This is a genomic window from Euzebya sp. (genome assembly GCF_964222135.1).
GTDB lineage: Bacteria > Actinomycetota > Nitriliruptoria > Euzebyales > Euzebyaceae > Euzebya.
The window spans coordinates 16,820-39,688 of the sequence record NZ_CAXQBR010000062.1; the positions used below are offsets into that span (position 1 = coordinate 16,820).

At 73.5% G+C, this 22,869-nt stretch carries 21 protein-coding genes; 15 read left to right on the forward strand and 6 right to left on the reverse strand.

What is annotated here, in order from left to right:
• Positions 1–64: 64 nt before the first annotated feature.
• The 5 genes from ACEQ2X_RS12945 to ACEQ2X_RS12965 all read left to right on the forward strand — a co-directional run bounded on the left by ACEQ2X_RS12945 (position 65) and on the right by ACEQ2X_RS12965 (position 7,141).
• Positions 65–2,002 (forward strand): type IIA DNA topoisomerase subunit B, encoded by a 1,938-nt coding sequence (locus ACEQ2X_RS12945; RefSeq protein WP_370326229.1) that lies wholly within the window; start codon positions 65–67, stop codon positions 2,000–2,002.
• 52 nt (positions 2,003–2,054) lie between these two features.
• Complete coding sequence (locus ACEQ2X_RS12950; RefSeq protein ID WP_370326230.1) at positions 2,055–3,266, forward strand: tRNA dihydrouridine synthase; 1,212 nt, start codon at positions 2,055–2,057, stop codon at positions 3,264–3,266.
• A 4-nt stretch (positions 3,267–3,270) separates the two neighbouring features.
• Positions 3,271–3,861, forward strand: a complete 591-nt coding sequence (locus tag ACEQ2X_RS12955; protein ID WP_370326231.1) for a nucleoside triphosphate pyrophosphatase — start codon at positions 3,271–3,273, stop codon at positions 3,859–3,861.
• A 303-nt stretch (positions 3,862–4,164) separates the two neighbouring features.
• The gene (locus ACEQ2X_RS12960) at positions 4,165–6,546 is read left to right on the forward strand and encodes a DNA topoisomerase (ATP-hydrolyzing) subunit A (protein ID WP_370326232.1); all 2,382 of its coding nucleotides are present in this window, start codon (positions 4,165–4,167) and stop codon (positions 6,544–6,546) included.
• 7 nt (positions 6,547–6,553) lie between these two features.
• Entirely contained in the window at positions 6,554–7,141 is a 588-nt protein-coding gene (locus tag ACEQ2X_RS12965) for a nitroreductase family protein (RefSeq protein ID WP_370326233.1), read from the forward strand.
• Positions 7,142–7,150: 9 nt separating this feature from the next.
• On the opposite strand, the gene ACEQ2X_RS12970 is transcribed toward ACEQ2X_RS12965, so the two are convergent.
• The 4 genes from ACEQ2X_RS12970 to tkt form a co-directional block, all read right to left on the reverse strand.
• A complete protein-coding gene (locus ACEQ2X_RS12970) occupies positions 7,151–8,239 on the reverse strand; it encodes an EAL domain-containing protein (protein ID WP_370326234.1) in 1,089 nt (362 codons plus the stop codon).
• 44 nt (positions 8,240–8,283) lie between these two features.
• Positions 8,284–8,451, reverse strand: a complete 168-nt coding sequence (locus ACEQ2X_RS12975; protein ID WP_370326235.1) for a DUF1059 domain-containing protein — start codon at positions 8,449–8,451, stop codon at positions 8,284–8,286.
• A 104-nt stretch (positions 8,452–8,555) separates the two neighbouring features.
• Positions 8,556–9,635, reverse strand: coding sequence for a transaldolase (gene tal / locus ACEQ2X_RS12980; RefSeq protein WP_370326236.1), 1,080 nt, complete (start codon positions 9,633–9,635; stop codon positions 8,556–8,558).
• On the reverse strand, positions 9,635–11,644 hold the full coding sequence (gene tkt / locus ACEQ2X_RS12985) for a transketolase (RefSeq protein ID WP_370326237.1): 2,010 nt from the start codon (positions 11,642–11,644) through the stop codon (positions 9,635–9,637). Before tkt ends, tal begins: the two co-directional genes overlap by 1 nt.
• 192 nt (positions 11,645–11,836) lie before the next feature.
• Here tkt and ACEQ2X_RS12990 point away from each other — a divergent pair, with 192 nt between their 5' ends.
• Both ACEQ2X_RS12990 and ACEQ2X_RS12995 read left to right on the forward strand, forming a co-directional pair.
• The gene (locus ACEQ2X_RS12990) at positions 11,837–12,886 is read left to right on the forward strand and encodes a heme A synthase (RefSeq protein ID WP_370326238.1); all 1,050 of its coding nucleotides are present in this window, start codon (positions 11,837–11,839) and stop codon (positions 12,884–12,886) included.
• Positions 12,883–13,812: a heme o synthase gene (locus ACEQ2X_RS12995; protein WP_370326239.1), complete on the forward strand. Its 930-nt coding sequence runs from the start codon at positions 12,883–12,885 to the stop codon at positions 13,810–13,812. Before ACEQ2X_RS12990 ends, ACEQ2X_RS12995 begins: the two co-directional genes overlap by 4 nt.
• 269 nt (positions 13,813–14,081) lie before the next feature.
• Here ACEQ2X_RS12995 and ACEQ2X_RS13000 read toward each other — a convergent pair whose 3' ends face one another.
• Both ACEQ2X_RS13000 and ACEQ2X_RS13005 read right to left on the reverse strand, forming a co-directional pair.
• Positions 14,082–14,855, reverse strand: a complete 774-nt coding sequence (locus ACEQ2X_RS13000) for an ABC transporter permease (protein WP_370326240.1) — start codon at positions 14,853–14,855, stop codon at positions 14,082–14,084.
• Entirely contained in the window at positions 14,852–15,862 is a 1,011-nt protein-coding gene (locus tag ACEQ2X_RS13005; RefSeq protein WP_370326241.1) for an ABC transporter ATP-binding protein, read from the reverse strand. Before ACEQ2X_RS13005 ends, ACEQ2X_RS13000 begins: the two co-directional genes overlap by 4 nt.
• A 21-nt stretch (positions 15,863–15,883) precedes the next feature.
• On the opposite strand from ACEQ2X_RS13005, the gene ACEQ2X_RS13010 reads away from it, so the two are divergent.
• The 8 genes from ACEQ2X_RS13010 (at position 15,884) to mraZ (ending at position 22,867) form a co-directional block, all read left to right on the forward strand.
• Positions 15,884–16,684 (forward strand): AMP-binding protein, encoded by an 801-nt coding sequence (locus tag ACEQ2X_RS13010; protein ID WP_370326242.1) that lies wholly within the window; start codon positions 15,884–15,886, stop codon positions 16,682–16,684.
• A 66-nt stretch (positions 16,685–16,750) separates the two neighbouring features.
• On the forward strand, positions 16,751–17,638 hold the full coding sequence (locus tag ACEQ2X_RS13015; protein ID WP_370326243.1) for an ACP S-malonyltransferase: 888 nt from the start codon (positions 16,751–16,753) through the stop codon (positions 17,636–17,638).
• The gene (gene fabG, locus ACEQ2X_RS13020; protein WP_370326244.1) at positions 17,638–18,360 is read left to right on the forward strand and encodes a 3-oxoacyl-ACP reductase FabG; all 723 of its coding nucleotides are present in this window, start codon (positions 17,638–17,640) and stop codon (positions 18,358–18,360) included. The genes ACEQ2X_RS13015 and fabG overlap by 1 nt, the downstream gene beginning before the upstream one ends.
• A 17-nt stretch (positions 18,361–18,377) precedes the next feature.
• Complete coding sequence (locus ACEQ2X_RS13025; RefSeq protein WP_370326245.1) at positions 18,378–19,046, forward strand: lysophospholipid acyltransferase family protein; 669 nt, start codon at positions 18,378–18,380, stop codon at positions 19,044–19,046.
• Positions 19,047–19,197: 151 nt separating this feature from the next.
• On the forward strand, positions 19,198–19,662 hold the full coding sequence (locus ACEQ2X_RS13030) for a hypothetical protein (protein WP_370326246.1): 465 nt from the start codon (positions 19,198–19,200) through the stop codon (positions 19,660–19,662).
• A 48-nt stretch (positions 19,663–19,710) separates the two neighbouring features.
• Positions 19,711–20,826, forward strand: a complete 1,116-nt coding sequence (gene serC / locus ACEQ2X_RS13035) for a phosphoserine transaminase (protein ID WP_370326247.1) — start codon at positions 19,711–19,713, stop codon at positions 20,824–20,826.
• 19 nt (positions 20,827–20,845) lie between these two features.
• A complete protein-coding gene (locus ACEQ2X_RS13040; protein ID WP_370326248.1) occupies positions 20,846–22,075 on the forward strand; it encodes an acetyl-CoA hydrolase/transferase C-terminal domain-containing protein in 1,230 nt (409 codons plus the stop codon).
• A gap of 333 nt (positions 22,076–22,408) precedes the next feature.
• A complete protein-coding gene (gene mraZ, locus ACEQ2X_RS13045) occupies positions 22,409–22,867 on the forward strand; it encodes a division/cell wall cluster transcriptional repressor MraZ (protein WP_370326249.1) in 459 nt (152 codons plus the stop codon).
• Positions 22,868–22,869 lie beyond the last annotated feature (2 nt).

The following is a 22,869-nucleotide window of genomic DNA, read 5'->3' on the forward strand; positions in this document are numbered from 1 at the left end:
AACCGGGCAGGCCTGCGCCGCCTGCCCGGTGGTGTCGCAGGTCCTTGGCATCATGGCCACACCCATGGCTGAGTACTCCGCGAAGTCCATCAGCGTCCTCGAGGGCCTCGAGGCGGTCCGCAAGCGACCCGGCATGTACATCGGGTCGACGGACCGCCGGGGTCTGCACCACCTCGTCTGGGAGGTGGTCGACAACGCCGTCGACGAGCACCTCGCCGGCCACTGCCGGGTGATCACCGTGACCGTCCTCGCCGACGGCGGCATCGAGGTCGCCGACGACGGGCGCGGCATCCCCGTCGAGACCCACGAGAAGGAGAAGAAGCCCGCGGTCGAGGTCGTCCTGACCAAGCTCCACGCCGGCGGGAAGTTCGACCAGCAGGCCTACGCGGTGTCCGGCGGCCTGCACGGCGTCGGCGTGTCGGTCGTCAACGCGCTCGCCATCAAGACCCAGGTGGAGGTCAGCCGCGACGGGGCCGTCCACGCCATGCAGTTCAAGCAGGGCAAGCGGACCAAGAAGCTCGAGGCGGTCAAGACGACCAAGAAGACCGGCACGCTGGTCCGCTTCTGGCCGGATCCGGAGATCTTCGACACCCTCGACTTCGACGCGGACACGATCCGCACCCGGCTGAAGGAGACCGCGCTCCTCAACCCCGGCCTGCGGATCGACTTCGCCGACCGGCGCGACGGGTCCACGGAGACGTTCCGGTACGCCCACGGGCTGGCGGACTTCGTCGACGACCTCCTCGGCGGCCGGGGGGCGCTGCTGTCCAAGCCGCTGGTCGTGACGCGCGAGGAGACCGTCGACGGGCGGGCGATGGCGTGCGACATCGCGGTGACGTGGCTCGAGAAGGGCCACAGCGAGACGACGCGCAGCTACGTCAACATCATCCGGACGCCGGACGGCGGCGCCCACGAGGAGGGGTTCCGGACCGCGCTGACCCGCACCCTGAACTCCTGGGGGCAGGACCAGGCGCGGCTGTTCGTCGCGAAGGGGCCCGACAAGGTCACCGGCGACGACCTGAAGGAGGGCATGGTCGCGGTCGTCAGCGTCAAGATGCCCGACCCGCAGTTCGAGGGGCAGACCAAGGGCCGGCTGGGATCTGCGGTCATGCGGACGTTCGTCGAGAAGGCCGTGCGGGAGGTGCTGTCGGAGTGGCTCGAGGCCAACACCTCCGAGGGCCGCAAGATCGTGCAGAAGGCGCTCGTGGCCGCGCAGGCCCGGCAGGCCGCGAAGGCCGCCCGGGACCTGACCCGTCGCAAGGGGATCCTCGACTCGACGTCGGCCGGGCTGCCCGGGAAGCTGGCCGACTGCTCCTCGCGGAACCCCGAGGACTCCGAGCTGTACATCGTCGAGGGCGACTCGGCGGGCGGGTCGTCGAAGCAGGGCCGCGACCGGGACCGCCAGGCCATCCTGCCCCTGCGGGGGAAGGTGCTGAACGTCGAGAAGGCCCAGCTGCGGAAGGTCCTCGCGAACGAGGAGATCGCCAACCTGATCAAGGCGATCGGGACCGGGGTGGAGCCGGAGTTCGACATCACGAACCTCCGGTACCACAAGGTGATCCTGATGAGCGATGCCGACGTCGACGGCGGCCACATCACCACGTTGCTGCTGACGTTCTTCTACCGGCTGATGCCCGACCTGCTCGACAAGGGACACGTGTTCCTGGCCCAGCCGCCGCTCTACGAGCTGCGGCGCAAGACCACGATCGAGTACGCGATGACCGACAAGGAGCGCGACCAGATCCTCCGCAAGGTCTTCAAGGTCGACCCGAAGGCGCCGAAGGGCGTCGAGGTGTCGCGGTTCAAGGGCCTCGGTGAGATGAACCCCGAGGAGCTGTGGCGGACCACGATGGACCCCCAGACCCGCACCCTCCTGCGCGTCGGCATCGAGGACGCCGCCCGGGCGGAGCGGACCTTCGGGCTGCTCATGGGCAACAGCGCAGCCGACCGGCGGACCTGGATCGAGGAGAACGCCGAGTACGCGGACAACATCGACGTGTGACCCTGGCCGGACACGGCCACGGGCGCGGCGAGGGCTGGCAGCATCGGAGGGGATGCAGCCCCTCGTCCTGGACGCCGGTCGCCGGCCCGTCGTCGCCGACCCGCCGATCGTGCTGGCCCCGATGGCCGGGGTCACGAACGCGCCGTTCCGCACCCTGTGCCGCCGGTACGGGGGCGGGCTGTACGTCAGCGAGATGGTCGGGGCCCGCGCCCTGGTCGAGGCCGCCCGTCAGGGGCACCTGGACCTCGCCCGCGACGCCGGCGATGCCGACCGCTGGGCCGACGACGCGCCAGACAGCCGCCAGCGGACCGTCCTCCGCGCGGCGTTCAGCCCCGACGAGGACCCCCGCTCCCTCCAGCTCTACGCCACCGACCCCGACGAGCTGCACGCGGCCGTGGCGCTCCTCGCCGAGCGGGACCTGGTCGACCACGTCGACCTGAACGTCGGCTGCCCGGCGAAGAAGGTCACCCGCCACGGCGGCGGGGCGGCGCTGCCGTGGCGCACCGGCCTGTTCGCCCGGCTGGTCGACGCCGCCGTCCGCGCCGCCGACGGCCGCCCGGTCACCGTGAAGATGCGCATGGGGATCGACGCGGCCCACCTGACCTACCTCGACGCCGGCCGGGCGGCTCGGGACGCCGGCGCGGCAGCGGTGACCCTCCACGGCCGGACCGCGGAGGACGCCTACGCCGGCCACGCCGACTGGGACGCGATCGGCCGGCTGGTCGACGCGATCGGCGACGACGTGCCGGTCCTCGGCAACGGCGACATCTGGCAGGCCTCCGACGCGGTCGCGATGATCGCCCGCACCGGCTGCGCCGGCGTGGTGATCGGCCGCGGGTGCCTGGGCCGGCCGTGGCTGTTCCGCGATCTCGAGGCCGCGCTGGCCGGGCGTCCCGTCCCGCCGCCCCCGACGCTGCGCGAGATCGCCGACATGCTCCGCGAGCACGCCCGGCTGCTGGTCGACCACCTGGGCGAGGACGCCGGCATGCGCGACATCCGCAAGCACACCGGCTGGTACCTCCAGGGCATCGACCTCGGCCGGCCGCTGCGCCTGGCCCTCCGCCAGGTCGAGCGGCTCGACCAGCTCGACGAGCTGCTGGCGGTCGTGGACCTCGACGTCGAGATGCCCGAGAGTGCCCTCGAGATGCACCGCGGCCACTCCCACGGACCCAAGCCCGTCAGCCTGCCCCACGGCTGGCTCGACTCCCGCGACGATCCCGCGCCGCTGGCCGCTGCCGCCGCCGACGTGGTCTCGGGCGGCTGACCGCGTGAGCCGCCTGATCCTGGCCTCCGGCTCCCCGCGCCGTCGGGAGCTGCTCGTCGACCGCCTCGGCCTCGACGTCGTCGTCAGCCCCGCCGACGTCGACGAGTCGCCACGCCACGGCGAGGCACCCGCCGCGATGGTGCAGCGCCTCGCCCGACGCAAGGTCTCGGCGGTCGAGGCGGAGATGGAGGACCTGGTCGTCGCCGCCGACACCGTCGTGATCGTGGACGGCGAGGTGCTCGGCAAGCCGGGGACGCCGGACAAGGCCCGGTTGATGCTGCAGGCCCTCAGCGGCCGGGAGCACTCGGTCCTGACCGGCGTCGCGGTCAAGCTGGGGCCGAAGGGCGCCTCCGGCGTCGACCGCACCAAGGTGCGGTTCCGCCGCCTCAGCCCGTCGGAGATCCAGTGGTACGTCGACACCGGCGAGCCCCTCGACAAGGCGGGCGCCTACGGCATCCAGGGGATCGCCGGCATCTTCGTCGAGCACCTCGAGGGCTCCGAGACCAGCGTGATCGGCCTGCCCCTCGGCCGCCTCGCGGTCCTGGCCCAGAGCGTCGGGGCCAGCCTGACCGACTACCGCCGGACCGGCACCTGACGGCGCGGGGTCGCAGCGGCGTCGGTCCCGCTCAGCGGATGGATTCGACACCCTCCACTGGACACCCCGGATGGATTCGACACCGCGATCCGGTCCTGCGCCGCTGATCTGTGGCTCCTGGGCGGTCATGAGGGTGGATGAGGCGCGTGTGCACGCCGGGGATGTCGATTCCATCCCTGCGACCCCGCTGGCGTTGTCGATTCCATCCACTCACCGTCCACCCGTCCGCTCCCGAGCGGGATGTCGACAGGCGTCTCGCACCGCCTCCCCGGCCATGTCGCACGCGCTTGTCACACTGGGGCCATGAGCGCCCAGGGATCTCTGTTGGACGACGGGAACATCGTCGACGTCGACATCGCCGAGCGCATGGAGCAGTCCTTCCTGGACTACTCGATGTCGGTGATCGTCGGCCGCGCGCTGCCGGACCTGCGCGACGGGCTGAAGCCGGTGCAGCGGCGCATCCTCCACGCGATGCACGAGGCGGGGCTGCGCGCGGACCAGCCGTACCGCAAGTGCGCGTCCGTCGTCGGCGACGTGATGAAGAAGTACCACCCCCACGGCGACTCCTCGATCTACGACGCGCTGGTGCGCATGGCCCAGGACTTCGCCATCCGCGACCCGCTGGTCGACGGTCGTGGCAACTTCGGGTCCGTCGACGGCGACCCGCCCGCGGCGATGCGCTACACCGAGTGCCGGCTCTCCCCGCTGGCGATGGAGGTGCTGGCGGGCATCGACGAGGACACCGTCGACTTCCAGACCAACTACGACGGCCACGAGGTCGAGCCGGTCGTGCTGCCCGGCCGCTTCCCGAACCTGCTGGTCAACGGATCGACCGGCATCGCCGTCGGCATGGCGACGAACATCCCGCCGCACAACCTGGTCGAGACGATCGACGCCTGCCTCCTCCTGATCCGGCGGCCCGAGGCGACCCTCGACGAGGTCATGGAGGTCCTGCCGGGTCCGGACTTCCCGACCGGCGCGCAGATCGTCGCCGGCGACGGCATCCGCGACGCCTACGAGAGCGGCAAGGGCGCGGTCACCATCCAGGCGATCGCCGCCGCCGAGACGCGCTCCGGCGGCCTCCCGCGGATCGTGATCACCGAGATCCCCTACCAGGTCAACAAGGCGGCGCTCCTCACCAAGATCGCCGACCTGGTGAAGGGCCGGAAGCTCGACGGCATCCGGGACCTCCGCGACGAGTCGTCCCGCGACGGCACGCGGGTGGTCATCGAGCTGAAGAGGGGGGAGGACGCCGCCGCCACCCTCGAGCGGCTCTACGACCTGACCGACCTGCGGACCAACTTCAACTGCAACGTCGTCGCGCTCGACCACGGCCGCCCCCGCACCCTCGGCCTGCTCGACGTCCTGCACGGCTACCTGGCCCACCAGCGGGTCGTACTGACCCGCCGCACCCGGCACCGGCTGGCCAAGGCGCAGGAGCGCCTCCACGTGCTCCTCGGGTACCTCATCGCGCTCGACAACCTCGACGAGGTCATCGCGCTGATCCGGGCCAGCGACTCGCCCGCCGACGCGCGGACCGGCCTGATGGACCGCTTCGCCATGACCGAGGTGCAGGCGACCGCCGTCCTCGAGATGCAGCTGCGCCGGCTGGCCCGCCTGGAGCGCGACAAGATCCAGGCCGAGCACGACGAGCTGGTCGTCCGGATCGCCGACCTCGAGGCCATCCTGGCCGACCCCGCCCGCCTGGACCGGGTGCTGGCCGGCGAGCTGGGCGAGATCGCCGAGACCCACGGCACCCCCCGCCGCAGTCGGATCGGCATGTCCGCCCCCGCCGCGGACGACGACCAGCAGGCCGCCGCCCCGCTCCTCGCCGCGCAGGAGGTCACCACCTACGTCACCGCCGGCGGCTACGTGAAGCCCGTCGCCCGCAAGCGCGTGACCGCACCGCACAACGCCCCGCACGACCCGGTCGTCGCGGTGGTGCGGGCGATGGCGGACGACGTGCTGCTGGCCGTCGACACCGCCGGGAACGGCTACCGGGTCGACGGCGGCGACGTGACCGTGTCGTCCATGCGGCAGCGCGGCAGCCACCTCGGCGGCGTGCTCGACACCTCGCTCGAGGCCCCGCTCGCCGGGGCGGTCGACCTCGGCCGCAGCCCGTTCGTCGTCACCGTGTCCGCCAACGGGCTCGTCAAGCGGACCGAGCGGGCGGAGTACGAGGGCCGGCTGCGCCAGACGATCGCCGCGGGCATCCGGGACGGCGACGAGATCGTGGCCGTGCTCGGCGCCGAGGAGGACGACGAGCTGCTGGTCGCCCACTCCGGCGGCCTCGCCATCCGCTTCCGCCTGGCCGACGTGAGCGCCATGGGCCGCCGCGCCGCCGGCGTGGCCGGCCTGAAGGTCCCGAAGGGCCAGCGCGTCGTCTCCGCGTCCGTGGTCGCCGACGCCGTGGACGTGATCGTCCTCGACGTGGACGGTCGCGCGAAGATCGTCGACGCGAGCGAGTTCCCCACCCAGGGCCGCGGCGGCAAGGGCGTGCTGACCGGCACCGCCGACCTGGCCTGGGCCGGCGCCTGCCGCGCGCTGCACGTCCCGACCGAGGACGGGTGGACGACCCTCCACCCGGCGACGCTCACCCCGATGTCCCGCTCGCGCGGTCCCGCCGAGGCCGTGGCGCCGGTGACCGGACGCCCGGTCGGCGAGGACGATCCCGACGACGACTGAGGCGACCGTGGATTTCTCCGAGGTCGTCAGCCGACGGCGGATGGTCCGGTCGTACCGCCCCGACCCGGTCGCCGACGAGGTGGTCGACCGCATCCTCGACACCGCCCGTCGGGCGCCGAGCGCCGGGTTCGCCCAACCCCACCGCTTCGTCGTCGTGACCGATGCCGCCGCCCGCCGACGGGTCGCGGACGCGTGCGGCGAGCCCGCCGCCCTCGCGCGAGGGCTGGCGCCCTGGCTGTCGGTCGCGCCGGTGCACGTCGTGCCCTGCGTCGCCATCGCCGACTACGAGGCCCGCTACGCCGCGCCCGACAAGGAGGCCTCGCGAGGCCCGTCCGGCTGGGACGTGCCGTACTGGTGGGTGGACGGTGGCGCCGCGCTGATGATGCTGCTGCTCGCCACCATCGACGAGGGCCTGGCCGCCGGGTTCCTCGACGTCCCCGCCGCGGACCTCCGCCGGGCCGCGGACGTCCCCGATCACTGGACGCCGCTGGGACTGGTCACGATCGGCCACGCCGCAGACGACACCGCGGTCGGGTCCGCGCGACGCCGACCGCGGCGGAGCCTCGACGAGGTCGTGCACCGCCCCGACCGCTGACCAGGGCGGTCAGTGGCCGAGCGCCAGGCGCCGCAGCAGCCGCTCGGCGCGCAGCACCCCGGTGGCGCACCCGCGCCCGTCGACCACCACCGCCGGGGTGAGCGCGTCGTGGCCGGTCCGGTCCGCCATCCGCAGACCGACGTCGCGCAGCGCCTCGGACCCCTTGACCAGCAGCGGCCCGTCGGTCCAGTAGCCGTGCCAGCGGACCGCGCGGGGCCGGCCGAGCGGATCGACCCGGACCGCGACCTCCACGCCCGGCGGCACCTCGTCCTCGGCGTGCACCAGCGGGACGGTGTCGACCAGGCTGACGACGACGTCGCCGAGGTGCAGGCGCGTGGCCGTGTCGCGGACCACGTCGCAGAGCGCCGCCGGGATCTCGCGGACCAGGTCCGCGGCCGGTCGGGCCAGCAGGTAGCCCTGCCCGAGGGGGACGTCGAGGCGGATCAGCTCGACGAGCTCCTCGGGCCGTTCGATCCCCTCCGCCAGGAGCCAGGCATCCATCCGCCCCGCCAGCTGCCCCAGCATCGAGAGGACGGCCTGCTGGGCGGGCTCTGCGTCGAGGCGGTCGACCAGCGACCGGTCCGCCTTGACGATCTGCGGTCGCAGTGCCAGCAGAGCCTGCAGGCCGGAGTAGCCGGACCCCACGTCGTCGACGGCCACCATCGCCCCGCGACGGCGCAACCCCTCGAGGACCGCGCGCAGTGCGGGCAGGTCGCCGATGCGGGTGTGCTCGGTCAGCTCGAGGACGATCCGGTCGAGCCGGGCGGGCGCCGCGGCGAGGACCGCGGCGACCTCGTCGCCCATCAGGTCGTTGGGGTCGACGTTGACGGTCAGGAACGTGTTCGGCGGCAGCAGCGCACGCAGCCGCAGGGCCTGTGCGACGACGTGGGCCTGGAGCGCGCCCGAGAGGCCCTCGGACAGCGCGGCGGCGAACCAGGCGTCCGGCGGGGGACCGCCGAAGCGCGACAGCACCTCGTACCCGACGACGCTGCCGCGGACCAGGTCGACGATCGGCTGGGCCACCAGCGACGGCTGGGTGGGGTCGGCCAGGACCGCGAGAAGGTCCGCCCGCGACGGCGCGGTGCTCGTGTGGATCATCGGTCGGCCCTCACGACGCCACCCGGTCGGGTGGACCCGTCAGGTCAGCGGATGCGGGCGACGACCTCGTCGGCCAGCTCCGGCGGGACGGTCGCCAGGCCGTGGTCGGCCCCGGCGTGGGCGGCCACCTGGCCGAGGATCGACTCGACCGAGTCGCCGGTGAACTGCGCGTCGCAGCCGGGGACGACGTCGCCGCAGGAGAACTTCTTCATGTGCTGATCCTCGAGGTCATCGGATCACCGTGCGCGATCCACATCAGCGTGAGGATCGGCCGATCGCGGTCGGACCTGAGGACGATCTGGTCGGGGATCAGCGGCTACAGGTTGCGCGCGACCGTCTCGACCGCCTCGTCGAAGCTCGCGATGAACTTCTCGACCCCCTCGGTCTCGAGCTCCTTGGTGACCTGCCCGAGGTCGATGCCGACGTCAGCCAGCATCGCCAGGGTCGACGCGGCCTGGGGACCGGCGCCGCTCAGCTTGTCCGTCGGCGCCGCGCCGTGGTCCCGGACCGCGTCGAGGGTCTGCTCGGGCACCGTGTTGACGGTGTCCGGGCCGACGAGCTCGTCGACGTACAGGGTGTCGGGCAGCGACGGGTCCTTCGTGGAGGTCGAGGCCCACAGCGGCCGCTGGGGCTGCGCCCCGTGGCCGGCGAGGGACTGCCAGCGCTCGCTCGCGAGGTGCGTCGTGAAGGCGTCGTAGGCCGCCCGCGCGTTGGCGATCGCGATGCGGTGCCGCAGCTCGTGGCCCTCCGGCAGCAGCGGGTCGACCTTGCCGTCGACGCGGGACACGAAGAAGGAGGCGACGCTGGCGACGTGGTCGAGGGGCTGACCCGCCTCGCGCCGGCGCTCGAGGCCGGTCGCGTGGGCGTCCATCACGGCGCGGTGGCGCTCGACGCTGAACAGCAGCGTGACGTTGACGTTGATCCCGTCGGCGATCAGCGCGGTGATGGCGGCCAGGCCGGCCTCGGTCCCCGGGACCTTCACCATCAGGTTCGGCCGGTCGACCTCGCCCCACAGCCGGCGGGCCTGCGCGATCGTCGCGTCGGTGTCGAAGGCGTGGGAGGGATCGACCTCGATCGAGACGTAGCCGTGGCGCCGGTCGCTCGAGCGGTACAGCTCGGCGAACTGGTCGCAGGCCGTCGTGATGTCGGCGATCATGACCGCCCAGAGGATGTCGCGGGGCTCCGCGCCCTCAGCCGCCAGCTGGCCGACCTGGTCGTCGTACATCGTGTCGTCGGCGACCGCGGCGGCGAAGATCGACGGGTTCGACGTCAGCCCGTACACCTCCCCGGCGTCGATCAGGCCCTGCAGGTAGGCGCCGTCGCCCAGGTAGGACCGCTTGATGGAATCGAGCCAGATCGCCTGGCCCGCCCGTTCGATGTCGGCGATCGTCCCCATCAGTCCTCGTCCTCCCAGTCGTCGAGCAGCTCGCGGGCGGCCTCGGCCACCGCCTGGCCGGTGAACCCGAACTCCTCCATCAGGACCTCCCCGGGTGCGGAGGCCCCGAAGTCGTCCATCGCCACGTGGTCGTCGGCCCAGCGCTCCCACCCGAAGCTGACGCCCGCCTCGACGCTCAGGACCGGCACGTCGCCGGCGCCGAGCAGCTCGTCGGCGTAGTCCTCGTCGCCGTCGGACAGCGCCTCCATGCAGGGGAGGGAGACGACCCGGACCGCCAGGTCGTCCTCCTCCGCGAGGATCCGCGCGGCCTCGACGCAGTGCTGGACCTCCGAGCCGGTGCCGACCAGCACCAGGTCCGGGTCGTCGACGGCGTTCAGCGCGTAGCCGCCGAGCGCCACCTGGCTCGCGTCGCTGCCCGGCAGCACCGGCACGCCCTGCCGGCTGAGGGCCAGCGCGGTCGGGCCGTCGGTCCGCTGGATCGCCTCGATCCAGGCGCCGACCGTCTCCCGGGCGTCCGCGGGGCGGATCACCCGCAGGTTCGGGATGGCGCGCAGCGCGGCGAGGTGCTCCACGGACTGGTGGGTCGGCCCGTCCTCGCCGAGGCCGATCGAGTCGTGGGTGAACACGAAGATGACGCCGAGCCCCGACAGGGCGGCCAGGCGGATGGAGCCCCGCATGTAGTCGCTGAAGGTCAGGAAGGTCCCGACGAAGGGCCGCAGGCCACCGTGGAGCAGCATCCCGTTGGCCATCCCGGCCATCGCGTGCTCGCGCACGCCGAAGTTGATGTTCCGCGCGGCGAAGAGCTCGCGGGTGACGGCGGCGGAGTTCTCGATCGTGGTCTTGTTGGACCCGGCCAGGTCGGCGGAGCCCCCGATGAGCTCCGGGACCGCGGCGGCCAGCCGCTGGATGACCGCCCCGCTCGACTGCCGCGTCGCCTCGGTGTGACCGTCCTCGAACTCGGGCAGCCCCTCGTCCCAGTCCTCGGCCAGCTCGCCGGCCATGGCGCGCTCGAGCTCCTCGGCCAGGTCGGGGTGGGTCGACTCGAAGGCCTGGTACCGCTCGTCCCACGCCGACTCGGCCGCGGCGCCCCGCTCGCGCTGGTCGGCGGCCTCGTAGACCTCGTCGGGCACGACGAACGGCTCGTGGGTCCAGCCGTACGCCTCCTTCGCGGCCGCGGCCTCCTCCGCACCCAGCGGCGACCCGTGCGCCTTGTTGGTGCCGGCCTTGGTCGGCGCGCCGAACCCGATCGTGGTCACGAGCCGGACGAACGTCGGCCGTCCGTCGGACTGCGCCGCCTCGCCGAGGACCCGGTCGATCTCCGCGACGTCGTTGCCGTCGGCGATCTCGAGGGTCCGCCAGCCGTAGGCGTCGAAGCGCTTGACGACGTCCTCGACGTCGAAGGACCAGTTGGCCGGCCCGTCGAGCGTCACCGAGTTGTCGTCCCAGATCACGACCAGGTTGTCGAGCGCCAGCTGCCCCGCGATCGAGCAGGCCTCGGACGCCACGCCCTCCATCAGGTCGCCGTCGCTCGCGATCACCCACGTGCGGTGGTCGATGACCGGGTCCTCGTCCGGCTGGTTGAAGCGGGCCGCGACCAGCTTCTCGGCGAGGGCGAACCCGACGGCGTTGGCGACGCCCTGGCCGAGCGGGCCGGTGGTCGTCTCCACACCCGGGGTCGCGAAGCTCTCGGGGTGGCCGGGTGTGCGGGACTCCAGCTGGCGGAAGTCCTTCAGGTCCTCGATCGAGAGCTCGTACCCCGTCAGGTGGAGGAGGGAGTACAGCAGCATCGACGCGTGCCCGGCCGACAGGACGAAGCGGTCGCGGTCGATCCAGCCGGGGTTCGCCGGGTTGTGCTTCAGGTGCCGGGTGAAGAGCACGTAGGCGAGCGGCGCCAGTCCCATCGGCGCGCCCGGGTGGCCCGAGTCGGCTCGTTCGACCGCGTCGATGGAGAGCGCGCGGATGGCGCTGATGGCGAGCTGGTCGGCGTCGGTCGCAGAGGAGGCGTTCACGCCGCTGCAGGCTAGCGGTTGGCGCACCGCCGTGGCGCCTCGGGTGGGGGTGTCGGTCGGGCTCGGAGTTGGGGCCGTCCGGGGCGGAGCGCGTAGACTCCGGCCACCCGGTCGGCAGCGCTCGACGTGGCGTCGATGCATCCGAGAGGCCGTCCCTGCCGCCCGACGTCGCACCGATAGGCCCCGCTCATCGTGTCCTCACCCACTGCCTCCTCAGACCTCGCGTCCCCGCCTGCCGCCGCGTCGGTCGCCCCCACCAGCCCGGCGTTCCGCCGGCTGGCCATCGCCGCCGCCGTCACGTCGCTGGTCGTCATCGCCGTCGGCGGCGCGACCCGCGCCACGGACTCGGGGCTCGCCTGCCCCACCTGGCCGGGGTGCTTCACCGGCGGCGACTTCCTGCCGCCGCTGTCGGGGGAGTTCGTGGACGGCCTGGGCCGCACGGTCACGGGGGTCAACATCTGGCTCGAGCACTCCCACCGGCTGCTCGCCGGGGCGCTCGGGCTGCAGATCGCCGCGCTGCTGATCTGGGCCCTGGTGCGGTACCGCCGCCAGCCGGGGCTGCTGTGGCCGACCGTCGGCGCCGCGGTGGCCGTGAACATCCAGGCCCTGCTGGGCGCGTTCGTGGTCTGGAACCTCGTGCAGGTCGAGCTGGTCACCGCCCACCTGGGGCTCGGCACCGCCACGATGGCCCTGATGATCTACCTGGCCGTGCGGGCGCGCGGGCCGGTGCGCGCGCCGGCGGATCCGGTGCGGGCCCGCCTGTGGCGCACCAGCCTGGTCGTCACCGGCGTCCTGTGGCTGCAGATCCTGATCGGCGGGCACCTGACCGGGATCGCCGGCGGGCTGGCGTTCGTCTCCGACCCGGCGATGGGGCTGTTCTCCATCGGCCCGATCACCGTCGAGGCCGACGCCACCAACGTGGCCCACCGCTACCTCGCCCTCGTCGTGGCGGCCCTGATCATGTCCGTCGCCGCCCGGCTGCGACGCGCCGGGGTCCGCGGCGCCCCGTTGACGTGGGCCCGCGTGGCCGCTGTGCTGGTGGTCGTCCAGATCCTGCTCGGCGTCGCGAACCTGTGGAGCAACCTGTCGTTCCTGACCGTGATCCCCCACCTGGCCGTCGCGTCGTGGATGCTGGCGGCGATGGTGCTGGTGCCCCTGTCGCTGTCGGGGTCCGACGGCGACGGGTCCAGCTCCGACGTCGACGACACCTCGACGGCCGAGACGGCGGTGCCGGCCCTGTGAGCGCCTCGACCCTCACCAGCCCCCAGCCCACGTCCACGGGCGATGTCGTCCGCGCGTACGTCGCGCTGACCAAGCCCCGGATCGTCGAGCTGCTCCTCGTCACCACCCTGCCGGCGATGGTCGTCGCCGAGCGGGGCATCCCCGACGTCGGCCTGGTCGTCGCCACCCTGGTCGGCGGCACGCTCGGGGCGGGCAGCGCGAACGCCTTCAACTCGATCATCGAGCGGGACTCCGATGCGTTGATGGCGCGGACCCGCCGCCGGCCGCTGCCGCGCCACGCGATCGGCACGACGGCCGCGGTGGTGTTCGCCGGCCTGCTCGCCGTCGTGTCGTTCGCGCTGACCGCCGTGGTGGTGAACCTGCTGACCGCGGTGCTGATCCTGGCCGCCAACGCCTTCTACGTCATCGTCTACACCGCGTACCTGAAGCCGCGGACGGTGCAGAACATCGTGATCGGCGGGGCGGCGGGCTGCGTCCCGGTGCTGGCCGGCTGGTCGGCGGTCACCGGCGAGCTGTCCCTGACCGCGTGGCTGATGTTCGCCATCGTGTTCCTGTGGACCCCGCCGCACTTCTGGGCGCTGGCGATCCGCTACCGCCACGACTACGCCGCCGCGTCGATCCCGATGCTGCCCGTCGTCGCCGGGACGGTGGAGACCACCCGCCAGATCGTCGGCTACACGTTCATCATGGTCGGCTTCAGCCTGGCCCTCGGCCTGGTCGCCCAGGCCGGCGTGCTGTACCTGGTCGCCGCCGTGCTGCTGGGGGCCCGCTTCGCCCAGCTGGCCCTGCGGCTGCACCGGGTCGGTCTGGCCCACCCGGACCCGGACGACGAGGCCGTCCACGCGCCGGCGATGAAGGTCTTCCGGTTCTCGATCGGCTACCTCGGCCTGCTCCTGTTCGCCCTGGCCGCCGGCGTCGCGATCTAGGACCGAAGGGGTCCGCGGGACGGGCACCTGCAGCGGGCGGGGGACCTGCACGAGGGGGGTCTGTCAGGTCTGTTGCGGCACGCGCAACGAACACGACAGGCCTGGGGGAGGGGGCGCCCGCCCCGGTGCAGGTCTGTCAGGTCTGTTGCGGCAGGCGCAACGAAGCCGACAGACCCCCTGGGTGGACAGCGACCCCTGGGGTGGACGACGGGACCCTGCGGGGACAGCGGCCCCCGGGATGGAGTGCGGGCCCCGGGGTGGACCCCCGGCTAGTCCCAGCGGAACGCGCGGGCTGCCAGCGCCGGTGCGGCGACGGCCCAGACCGGCAGGGCGATCAGCGACGTCACCGGGATCGCGTCACCCTCGAACGCCGCGCGCAGCCAGTCGGCCAGCGGCGCGGCCGGCAGGATCCTAGCGGCGACCTGCATCGCCTCGGGCAGCCGGTCCAGCGGGAACATGATCCCGCTCGAGATCAGCAGCAGCAGGAACAGCGCGTTCACCAGCGCGAGGGTCGCGAGCGCCTTCAGCCGTCCCGCCAGGCCCATGCCGATCCCGGCGAAGGCCGCGGTCCCGAGCAGCATCGCCGGGACGACCAGCGCCAGCCGGTCGCCCTCGGGCCGCCAGCCGAGCGCCAGCGCCACGCCGACGATCACGACGACCTGGACGACCTCGACGGCGAGGATCGCGAGAGCCTTCGACGCGATCAGCTCGCCCCGCCGGAGCGGGGTGGCGCCCAGGCGCTTGAGCACCAGGTAGAACCGCTCGAACCCCGTCTGGATGCCGAGGGAGACCATCGCCGCGCCGATCACGCTCAGGGCCAGGATCCCCGGGGCGAGGAACGCGACCGGCTCGGTGTCGTCCGGCACGGGCAGGACCCGGACGAGGCTGAAGAAGACCAACAGCCCGGTCGGGATGCCGAAGGTGACGGTCAGGTTCTCCGCGTTGCGGAGGAGCAGGCGCAGCTCCATCCCCGTCTGCGCGACGAGCCGGGCGGCACGACGGCCCACGCCGTCAGCGTGCCCCTCCACCGGGGTCGCGGTCACGGGGTGCGCACCTCCTCGGCGCCCTCGGGCAGGCGGGCGGGGCTGCCGAAGGCCTGGCGTGTCAGCTCGAGGTAGGCGGTCTCGAGCCCCTCACCGCCCGTGGTCACCCCGGTCAGGTGGTGCCCGGTGCCGGTGAACCAGCCGGTGATGCGGCCGAGGAGGCCCTGCGCGGTCTCCGCATCCGCCTCGACCAGCCAGCGGTCCGCCGCCTCCGCCACCACCGGCACGCCGCCGAGCGCCGCGGACAGCGCGTCGGCGTCGATGTCGTCCGGGGTGGTGATCGTGATGCCCGACGGCGCGTAGCGGGCGACCAACCCGGCCGGGCTGTCGACGGCGAGGACCCGCCCCTCACCCATGACCGCGACCTGGTCGGCGAGGTGCTCGGCCTCGCGCATGAAGTGGGTCGTCAGCAGCACCGAGACCCCGTCGCCGCGGAGGCGGCGGATCAGCTCCCACGTCGTCGTCCGCGCCTCGGGGTCCATCCCGGTCGTCGGCTCGTCGAGGATCAGCACGCGTGGGCGGCCGACCAGCGCGAGGGCGAGGTTGAGCCGCTGCTTCTCCCCACCGCTGAGCGACCGGTACCGCGACCGCGCGACCCCGGTCAGGCCGAGGGCCTCCAGCAGCTCCTCGGGGTCCCAGCGGGCGGGGTGCAGGCGGGCGTACAGCCGCAGGACCTCACGCGGGGTCGCGGCCTGCCACACACCGCCCTCCTGCAGCATCACCCCGAGATGGGGGGCGAGCGCCGGGCGGTCGGCGACCGGGTCGAGCCCGAGCACCCGGACAGCCCCCTCGTCGGGGCGGCGGAACCCCTCGATGCACTCGACGGTCGTGGTCTTGCCGGCGCCGTTCGGGCCGAGGAGGGCCACGACCTGCCCCGCGGGCACGACCAGGTCGACCTCGTCGACGACACGTCGGCCGTCGTAGGCCTTGACCAGCCCGCGGACGTCGATCGCCAACGCGGTCGTGTCCGGCGGCGCGGCCGTCGGGTGTGGATCGGTGGCTACCATCTGCGGGCGACCAGTATGTCAGTGCCTCCCGATGCAGACGCCACGACGACCCCTCAGGCGGTCGCCGACCACCCTGCGTCACACGATCAGCTGCTGCGCCGCGCCGCCGCCCGCTGGGGCGACCGGACGGCCGTGGAGGCGCCCTCCGGCAGCCTCACGTGGGCCGAGCTCGACGACGCGGTCACCCGGGCCGCCGCGTCCATCCGACGGGTGGCGGAGGAGGGGGACGTCGTCGCCGTCGCGCTGGGCCACGACCTCGACCTGTTCATCGCGCCGTTCGTCGCCAGCCGCGCCGGCATCCGGGTCCTGCCGCTCCCGCCGGCCGCCGCCCCGTCGACGTGGACCCGACTGCTGCGGGCGGCCGACCCGGTCGCCGTCGTCGCGGACCGCGCGCACCTCGCGGCCGCCACCGCGGCAGGGGAGGCGGACCACCACCTCGTCATCCACGCCGACCTGGCGTGGGCGCTCGAGGGCCACGTCGACGTGGACTTCGCGGTGGGGGAGGGGACCGCTGACGTCCTGCTCGTCCCGACCCCGGCCGGCGGGCTTTATGCGGTCGCGAGCGGCGCCGTGGTCCGGGCGGCCGCCGCGCACGTGGCCGCCGCGGCGCAGGACGTGCACGCCCGGACCCGCATCCCCGGCGCGCTCGCCGGCATCGACGTGCTGGTGACCCAGGTGACGGCGATCGCCCTCGTCGGTGGCACCGCCGTCCTCGTCGACGACCCGATCGGGTACCCCGCAGCCGGTGCGCCCGCAGCCGGTGCACCCGGCCCTGCGGGGGCCGATAGCCTGCCGCAGCACCCCACCGCCGAGGAGTCGTGATCCGCCGATGAGCACCGCACCCGCCGAGGCCGCCTGGCCGCCGCCACACCGCGGAGCGACCCGCCGATGATCGCCGTCGTCTTCCCCGGCCAGGGCAGCCAGCAGCCCCAGATGGCCGTCCCGTGGCGCGACCACCCCTCGGCCGCCCGGTGGGCCGAGGCCGACGACGTGCTCGGCTGGGACGTCACCCGCCTCGGCGTCGACGCGGACGCCGACGAGCTCCGCGAGCCCCTCAACTGCCAGGTCGCGCTGTTCGTCCACCACGTCGTGCTGCTCGAGGCCTGGCGCGACGCCCACCCCGACGTCGAGGTCGCGATGGCCGCCGGCCACTCCCTCGGCGAGTACGACGCCCTGGTCGCCGCGGGCGCGCTCGGCTTCGCCGACGCCCTGCGGCTGGTCGACGTCCGGGCACGGGCGACCCAGGCCGCGGCGGAGGCGATGCCCGGCACGATGATCGCGGCGCTCGGCTTCGACGTGGCCGAGGTCACGAGCGCCTGCGCCGAGGCCGGCGCGCACGTCGCGAACGACAACGCGGACGGCCAGATCACGGTCAGCGGCACCCCCGCGCAGCTCGCCGCCGTGAAGGACCTGCTGGCGGAGGGGCGTGGCAAGGTCCGCGACATCCCGGTCGGGGCGGCCTACCACTCGCCGCACATGGCGGCAGCCGTCGAGCCGCTGGGGGAGGCGCTGGACGCCGCCCCGTTCGCCGACGCCGCCGTCCCCGTGGTGGCGAACGTCGACGCACGCCCCCACACCGCGGCGGGGGACTGGCCGACCCTCCTGCGCGAGCAGGTCGTCAAGCCGGTCCGCTGGCGCGAGAGCGTCCTCGCCATGCGCGACGCCGGCGTCGACGAGGTCGTCGAGCTCGGCGCCACCCCGGTCCTGACCGCGATGATCAAGCGGATCGACCGCTCGATCGGCCGCACGGCCGTGACCACCCCGGAGGAGCTCTGATGGCGGAGGGCCGCTGGGCGCTGGTGACCGGCGCGTCGAAGGGCATCGGGGCCGCGACGGCCCGGGCGCTGGCCGCCGACGGCTGCGGAGTCATCATCGGCTACGGCGGGGACGCCGACGGCGCGGCGGCGGTCGCCGCGGACTGCGAGGCCCACGGCGTCGAGACCCGCACCGTCGCCGCGGACCTGGGCAGCGACATCGGGCCGCTCGAGGCCGCGGTCGAGGACGTGGGTGGCGTCGCCGTCCTCGTCAACAACGCCGGGGTCACCGCCGACGGGCTGGTCTTCGGCATGGACGACGAGGCGTTCGAGCGCACCCTCGCGGTCAACCTCACCGCCTCGTTCCGGCTGAGCCGTGCGGTCCTGCGCCGCATGCTGCGCGCCCGCCACGGCCGCATCGTCAACGTCTCGAGCGTCGTCGGGCTGCACGGCAACCCCGGCCAGGCCAACTACGCGGCGTCCAAGGCCGGGCTGGTCGGCCTGACCAAGGCGCTGGCCCGCGAGGTCGGCAAGCGCGGCATCACCGTCAACGCCGTCGCACCCGGCTTCGTCACCACCGCGATGACCGCCGAGGTCGGCGCCGACGCGATGGTCGACCGCATCCCCGCCGGCCGGCTCGGCGAGCCCGAGGAGGTCGCCGCCGCCATCGCGTTCCTCTGCAGCGACGCGGCCTCGTACGTCAACGGGACGGTCCTGCAGGTCGACGGCGGGCTGTTCGCGTGACCGCGGCGCGACCCCCGGTGCGTCCGGGGCCCGCGCCGCTGCTGATGCAGCTGACCAAGCGGGCGGCCGGGCCGCCGCTGATGCGGTGGTTGCGCTGCGAGGTGACCGGCCGCGAGCACGTGCCGTCGAGCGGCGGCGCGATCGTCGCGGCCAACCACCGCTCGTTCCTCGACCACTTCACCCTCGGCTCGGCCAGCCCGCGACCCATGCGCTTCCTCGGCAAGGCGTCGCTGGCCGAGGGCCTGGCGGGTCGCTGGAACATGGCGATGGGGATGATCCCCGTGGAGCGGGGCACCGCCGACCTCGACGTGCTGGACGTCCTCGCCGAGGTGCTCCGCGCCGGCGCGGTGGTCGGGATCTTCCCCGAGGGCACCCGGTCGGCCCCCGGCGAGCTGCACCGCTTCCGCTCGGGGATGGCCCGGGTGGCTGCGGCCGCCGAGGTGCCGATCGTCCCGGCCGGGCTGCGGGGCATGGCCACGGTGTGGCCGCGCGGGCAGACCCTCCCGAGCGCCCGCCGTCCCGCCCCGGGGGTGCTGTCGGTCCGCTTCGGCGCGCCCGTCGTGCTGCCCGACGCCTCCCCCCGCAGCCGCCGGCAGGCGACCAGCCAGGTGTTCGACGCGGTCGCGGAGCTGTGCGGCCAGCCGCTGGCAGACGGCTTCGCCCCCATCCCCGAACGCGGGGAGTAGGGGAGGGGAGGGGGTCCGCGCCTCGGCCGGACGGACGCTGGTCGGGGTCGTGCGGGGGTGGCTAGGGTCGTCCGTCCGGTCGGCGTCACGCCGTCGCAGTCGGGGAACGGGGGTTCTCATGATCACAACGGACGACGGCAGTCACCGTCCGATGCCCGTCTACGGGCCGACGGTCGAGCGGCACCGGCGCGTCGCCACCTCCGCCGGCGTGGCGCTCGGGTTCCTCTCCGCGGTCCTGTCGAGCCTCGGACCCGGTCTGGTCACCGTCTGGCTCGTCGCAGGTCTGGGTGTCGCGATCAGCGTGTGGCTGGCCCACCAGGACGCGCGGGTCCGCACCCACGCAGCGCGGACCGGCGAGCCCTGGCCCGACGACTGGGCGGTCATGCGCCGTCACCCGGTGCCGTTCCTCGCCCTGCTCGTCCTCGTCATGGGGGTGGGGGTCGGCCTGCAGCGCCTGACCGACGTCCCGGTCGGGGTCGCCGTCGGGCTGGTGGTCATGTCGTCGGTGGGCGGGGTGCACCTGCTGCACGCCCGCTACCGCCGGACCGGCCGCACGCCGGCCAAGCCCCTCGCCGTGGTCGGGCCGTCGGGGTCGCACCACCCGCAGGGTTCCTGACGTTCGCCCGGTTCGCAGGTCGTCCGGCGACGTGCCACAGTTGAGCCCATGACCGCCGACATCACGATCCCGCCCGACCTGCTCCCGGCCGACGGCCGCTTCGGGTGCGGTCCGTCGAAGGTCCGCCAGGCCTCCGTCGAGGCGCTGGCCGCGTCCGGGACGAGGTACCTCGGCACCTCCCACCGCCAGCCGGCGGTCAAGGGCCTGGTCGGTCGGATCCGCGCGGGCATGCGGGACCACTTCGGCCTCCCCGAGGACTACGAGGTCATCCTCGGCAACGGCGGGGCCACGGCGTTCTGGGACGCCGCCTGCTTCGGCCTGATCGAGCGGCGCTCCGCCCACGCGGTGTTCGGCGAGTTCAGCGGCAAGTTCGCCGCGTCGGCCCGGATCGCGCCGCACCTCGAGGACCCCGTCCTGGTCGAGTCCGAGCCCGGCACCCACCCCACCGTCGGCCGGGTCGAGGGCGTGGACGTCTACGCTCTCACCCACAACGAGACCTCCACCGGCGTCGCCATGCCGCTGACCCGCCCGGCGGGCAACGGCCTGGTGCTGGTCGACGCCACCTCCGGCGCCGGCGCGATCGACTTCGACCCCGCCGAGGTCGACGCCTACTACTTCAGCCCCCAGAAGGCCTTCGGCGCCGAGGGCGGCATCTTCGTGGCCCTCCTGTCGCCCGCCGCCCAAGCCCGGATCGGTGCCATCCGCGCGTCGGGACGGCCGACGCCGCCATCCCTCGACCTGTCGATCGCACTCGACAACTCCACCAAGGACCAGACCTACAACACCCCCGCGGTGTCCTCGCTGTTCCTGCTGGCCGACAACGTCGAGTGGCTCATCGACCGGGGTGGGCTCGCCGCCGTCGCGAAGGAGACCGCCGCCAAGTCCCAGGTGATCTACGACTGGGCGGAAGCCCGCGAGTGGGCCACGCCGTTCGTCACCGACCCGGCCATGCGCTCGCCGGTCGTCTGCACCGTCGACCTGGACGACGCCATCGACGCGGGTGAGGTGTCCGCGGTCCTGCGGGCCAACGGGATCGTCGACACCGAGGCGTACCGCAAGCTCGGTCGCAACCAGCTGCGGCTCGGCACCTTCCCGGCAGTCGACCACGCCGACGTCGAGGCGCTGGTCGCGAGCATCGACCACGTCGTCGCCGCGCTGACCTGACGCCTCCGCGGATCCCGCCGTGCGCATCGTCGACCCCGACGCGTTGCCCGCAGCCCTCCCCGGGCTGCCGGCCAGCCCGCGGGTCGTCACGTCGGGGAACTTCGCGACGCCCCGCACGGCCCTCGCGGCCCTCGACGCCGGCATCGAGACCTACCGGCTGAACCTGCTCAACGCCCAGGTGCCGCTGCCCGACCGGGACGGCGTGATCTGGGAGACCTCCTTCGTCGGCGCGGCCATGCGGCGGAGCCCGCGCCTGGCCTACGTGCCGACCCGGCTGTCGCTGGTCCCCGACCTGTGGCGGACGACCCTGCCACCGGACGTCGTCGTGGTCCACACCTCCACCCCCCGCGGGGGGCAGGTGTCGCTCGGCATCGAGGTCAACGTCCTGCCGTCGGCCATCGAGGCGGTGCGGGCGCGCGGCGGCGTGCTGATCGCCCAGATGAACCCGCGGATGCCCTTCACCCGCGGCGACGGGGTGCTCGACGTGGACGACGTCGACCTCGCGGTCGAGGTGGACGAGCCGCTCGCCTCCCCGCCCCCGATCCCGCTGGACGACACCGCCGCCGCGATCGGGGCGGCGGTGGCCGGGCGGGTGCCGGACGGCGCGACGGTGCAACTCGGCATCGGGGCGGTCCCCGACGCGGTGCTGCACGGCCTCCGGTCCCGCCGCGGGCTGCGGGTGTGGAGCGAGATGTTCTCCGACGGCGTCCTCGCCCTCGACGCCGAGGGCGCTCTCGACACCGACGCGACGATCACCGCGTCGTTCGCCTTCGGCTCCGCCGAGCTGTACCGCTGGATCGACGGCAACGACCGCGTCCAGATGCTGCGGACCGAGGTGGTCAACGAACCGGCCCGGATCGCGCGCAACCCCCGGATGGTCTCGGTGAACACCGCCCTGCAGGTGGACCTGTTCGCCCAGGCGAACGCGTCGCGCATCGGCTCCCGGATCTTCTCCGGCTTCGGGGGCCAGACCGACTTCATCGTCGGCGCGCTCCACTCGCCGGGCGGGCAGGCGATCATGGCGCTGCGGTCCTGGCACCCCAAGGCGGACGTCTCCACGATCGTGCCGCTCGTCGACGAGCCGGTCACGTCGTTCCAGCCGACCGCGGTCGTGACCGAGCAGGGCGTCGCCGACGTCTTCGGCCACGACGAGCGCACCCAGGCCGCCCACCTGATCGAGCAGGCCGCCCACCCGCGGGTCCGCGACGAGCTGTGGGAGGAAGCGGCCGCCCTCGGCCTGCTCGGGTAGCCCGGGTGGGCCCCGGACCCCCAGATCTGGGCATCCGGTACGCCCGCGGGACCACCGCTCAGATCTGAGCTCCAGGGCGTCCCCCACCACGCCCCACCCGGGCACCACCGCGTCCCCCACGACGTCCCACCACGGCCCTCGACGCCGCCCTCGACGCCGTCCCACGGGGGTGAACAGCACCCAGGGGGGCACATTGGCGCGGTTTCCTCCCACCGCGTCCCACCGCTTTGACCTGCGGTTTTGCGCACTCATGTTGCTCAAGTCAAGAAGAAGGGGGTCCTGTGGTTGACGTGGTGGGGGGAAGTGGGGCAAAGTGGCGCGGAAGGGAAGAACGTGGAGGACCTCGACACCGCAGACGAGTTCCTTGGCACCTACATGCACGCCATGGACGCCAAGGGCCGCTTGGTGTTGCCGGCCCCGCACCGCCAACTGCTGGAGGAGGGACGACTGGTCATGACGCTCGGCTTCGACAACTGCCTGGTCATCCACCCCATGCAGGACTGGCAGGAGGTCAGCTCCTCCCTCCGCTCGATGCAGCGCGGTGACCAGCACCAGCGGCGCATCGCCCGGGCGATCTTCTCGAACGCCTCCAAGCAGGAGCTCGACAAGCAGGGGAGGGTCTCGATCCCGCCGAACCTGCGCGACGCCGTCCAGTTGACCAACGCCGTCGCGGTCATCGGGATGGGCACCCACATCGAGCTCTGGTCCGCCGAGGAGTGGGAGGCCGAGTCGGGGATCAGCCGCGACGCCTACACCAACACCAAGGGCGGCCTTGGGATCGGGAGCTTCTGACC

Excerpts from the sequence above, each read along its gene's own strand:
- ACEQ2X_RS12945 (WP_370326229.1), top strand. The coding sequence starts at position 65 with ATGGCTGAGTACTCCGCGAAGTCCATCAGCGTCCTCGAGGGCCTCGAG.
- ACEQ2X_RS13005 (WP_370326241.1), bottom strand. The coding sequence starts at position 15,862 with ATGGTAGCCACCGATCCACACCCGACGGCCGCGCCGCCGGACACGACC.
- tal (WP_370326236.1), bottom strand. The coding sequence starts at position 9,635 with ATGGGGACGATCGCCGACATCGAACGGGCGGGCCAGGCGATCTGGCTC.
- serC (WP_370326247.1), top strand. The coding sequence starts at position 19,711 with ATGACCGCCGACATCACGATCCCGCCCGACCTGCTCCCGGCCGACGGC.
- ACEQ2X_RS13030 (WP_370326246.1), top strand. The coding sequence starts at position 19,198 with ATGCCCGTCTACGGGCCGACGGTCGAGCGGCACCGGCGCGTCGCCACC.
- ACEQ2X_RS13015 (WP_370326243.1), top strand. The coding sequence starts at position 16,751 with ATGATCGCCGTCGTCTTCCCCGGCCAGGGCAGCCAGCAGCCCCAGATG.
- fabG (WP_370326244.1), top strand. The coding sequence starts at position 17,638 with ATGGCGGAGGGCCGCTGGGCGCTGGTGACCGGCGCGTCGAAGGGCATC.
- ACEQ2X_RS12960 (WP_370326232.1), top strand. The coding sequence starts at position 4,165 with ATGAGCGCCCAGGGATCTCTGTTGGACGACGGGAACATCGTCGACGTC.
- ACEQ2X_RS12975 (WP_370326235.1), bottom strand. The coding sequence starts at position 8,451 with ATGAAGAAGTTCTCCTGCGGCGACGTCGTCCCCGGCTGCGACGCGCAG.
- ACEQ2X_RS12950 (WP_370326230.1), top strand. The coding sequence starts at position 2,055 with ATGCAGCCCCTCGTCCTGGACGCCGGTCGCCGGCCCGTCGTCGCCGAC.
- ACEQ2X_RS12970 (WP_370326234.1), bottom strand. The coding sequence starts at position 8,239 with ATGATCCACACGAGCACCGCGCCGTCGCGGGCGGACCTTCTCGCGGTC.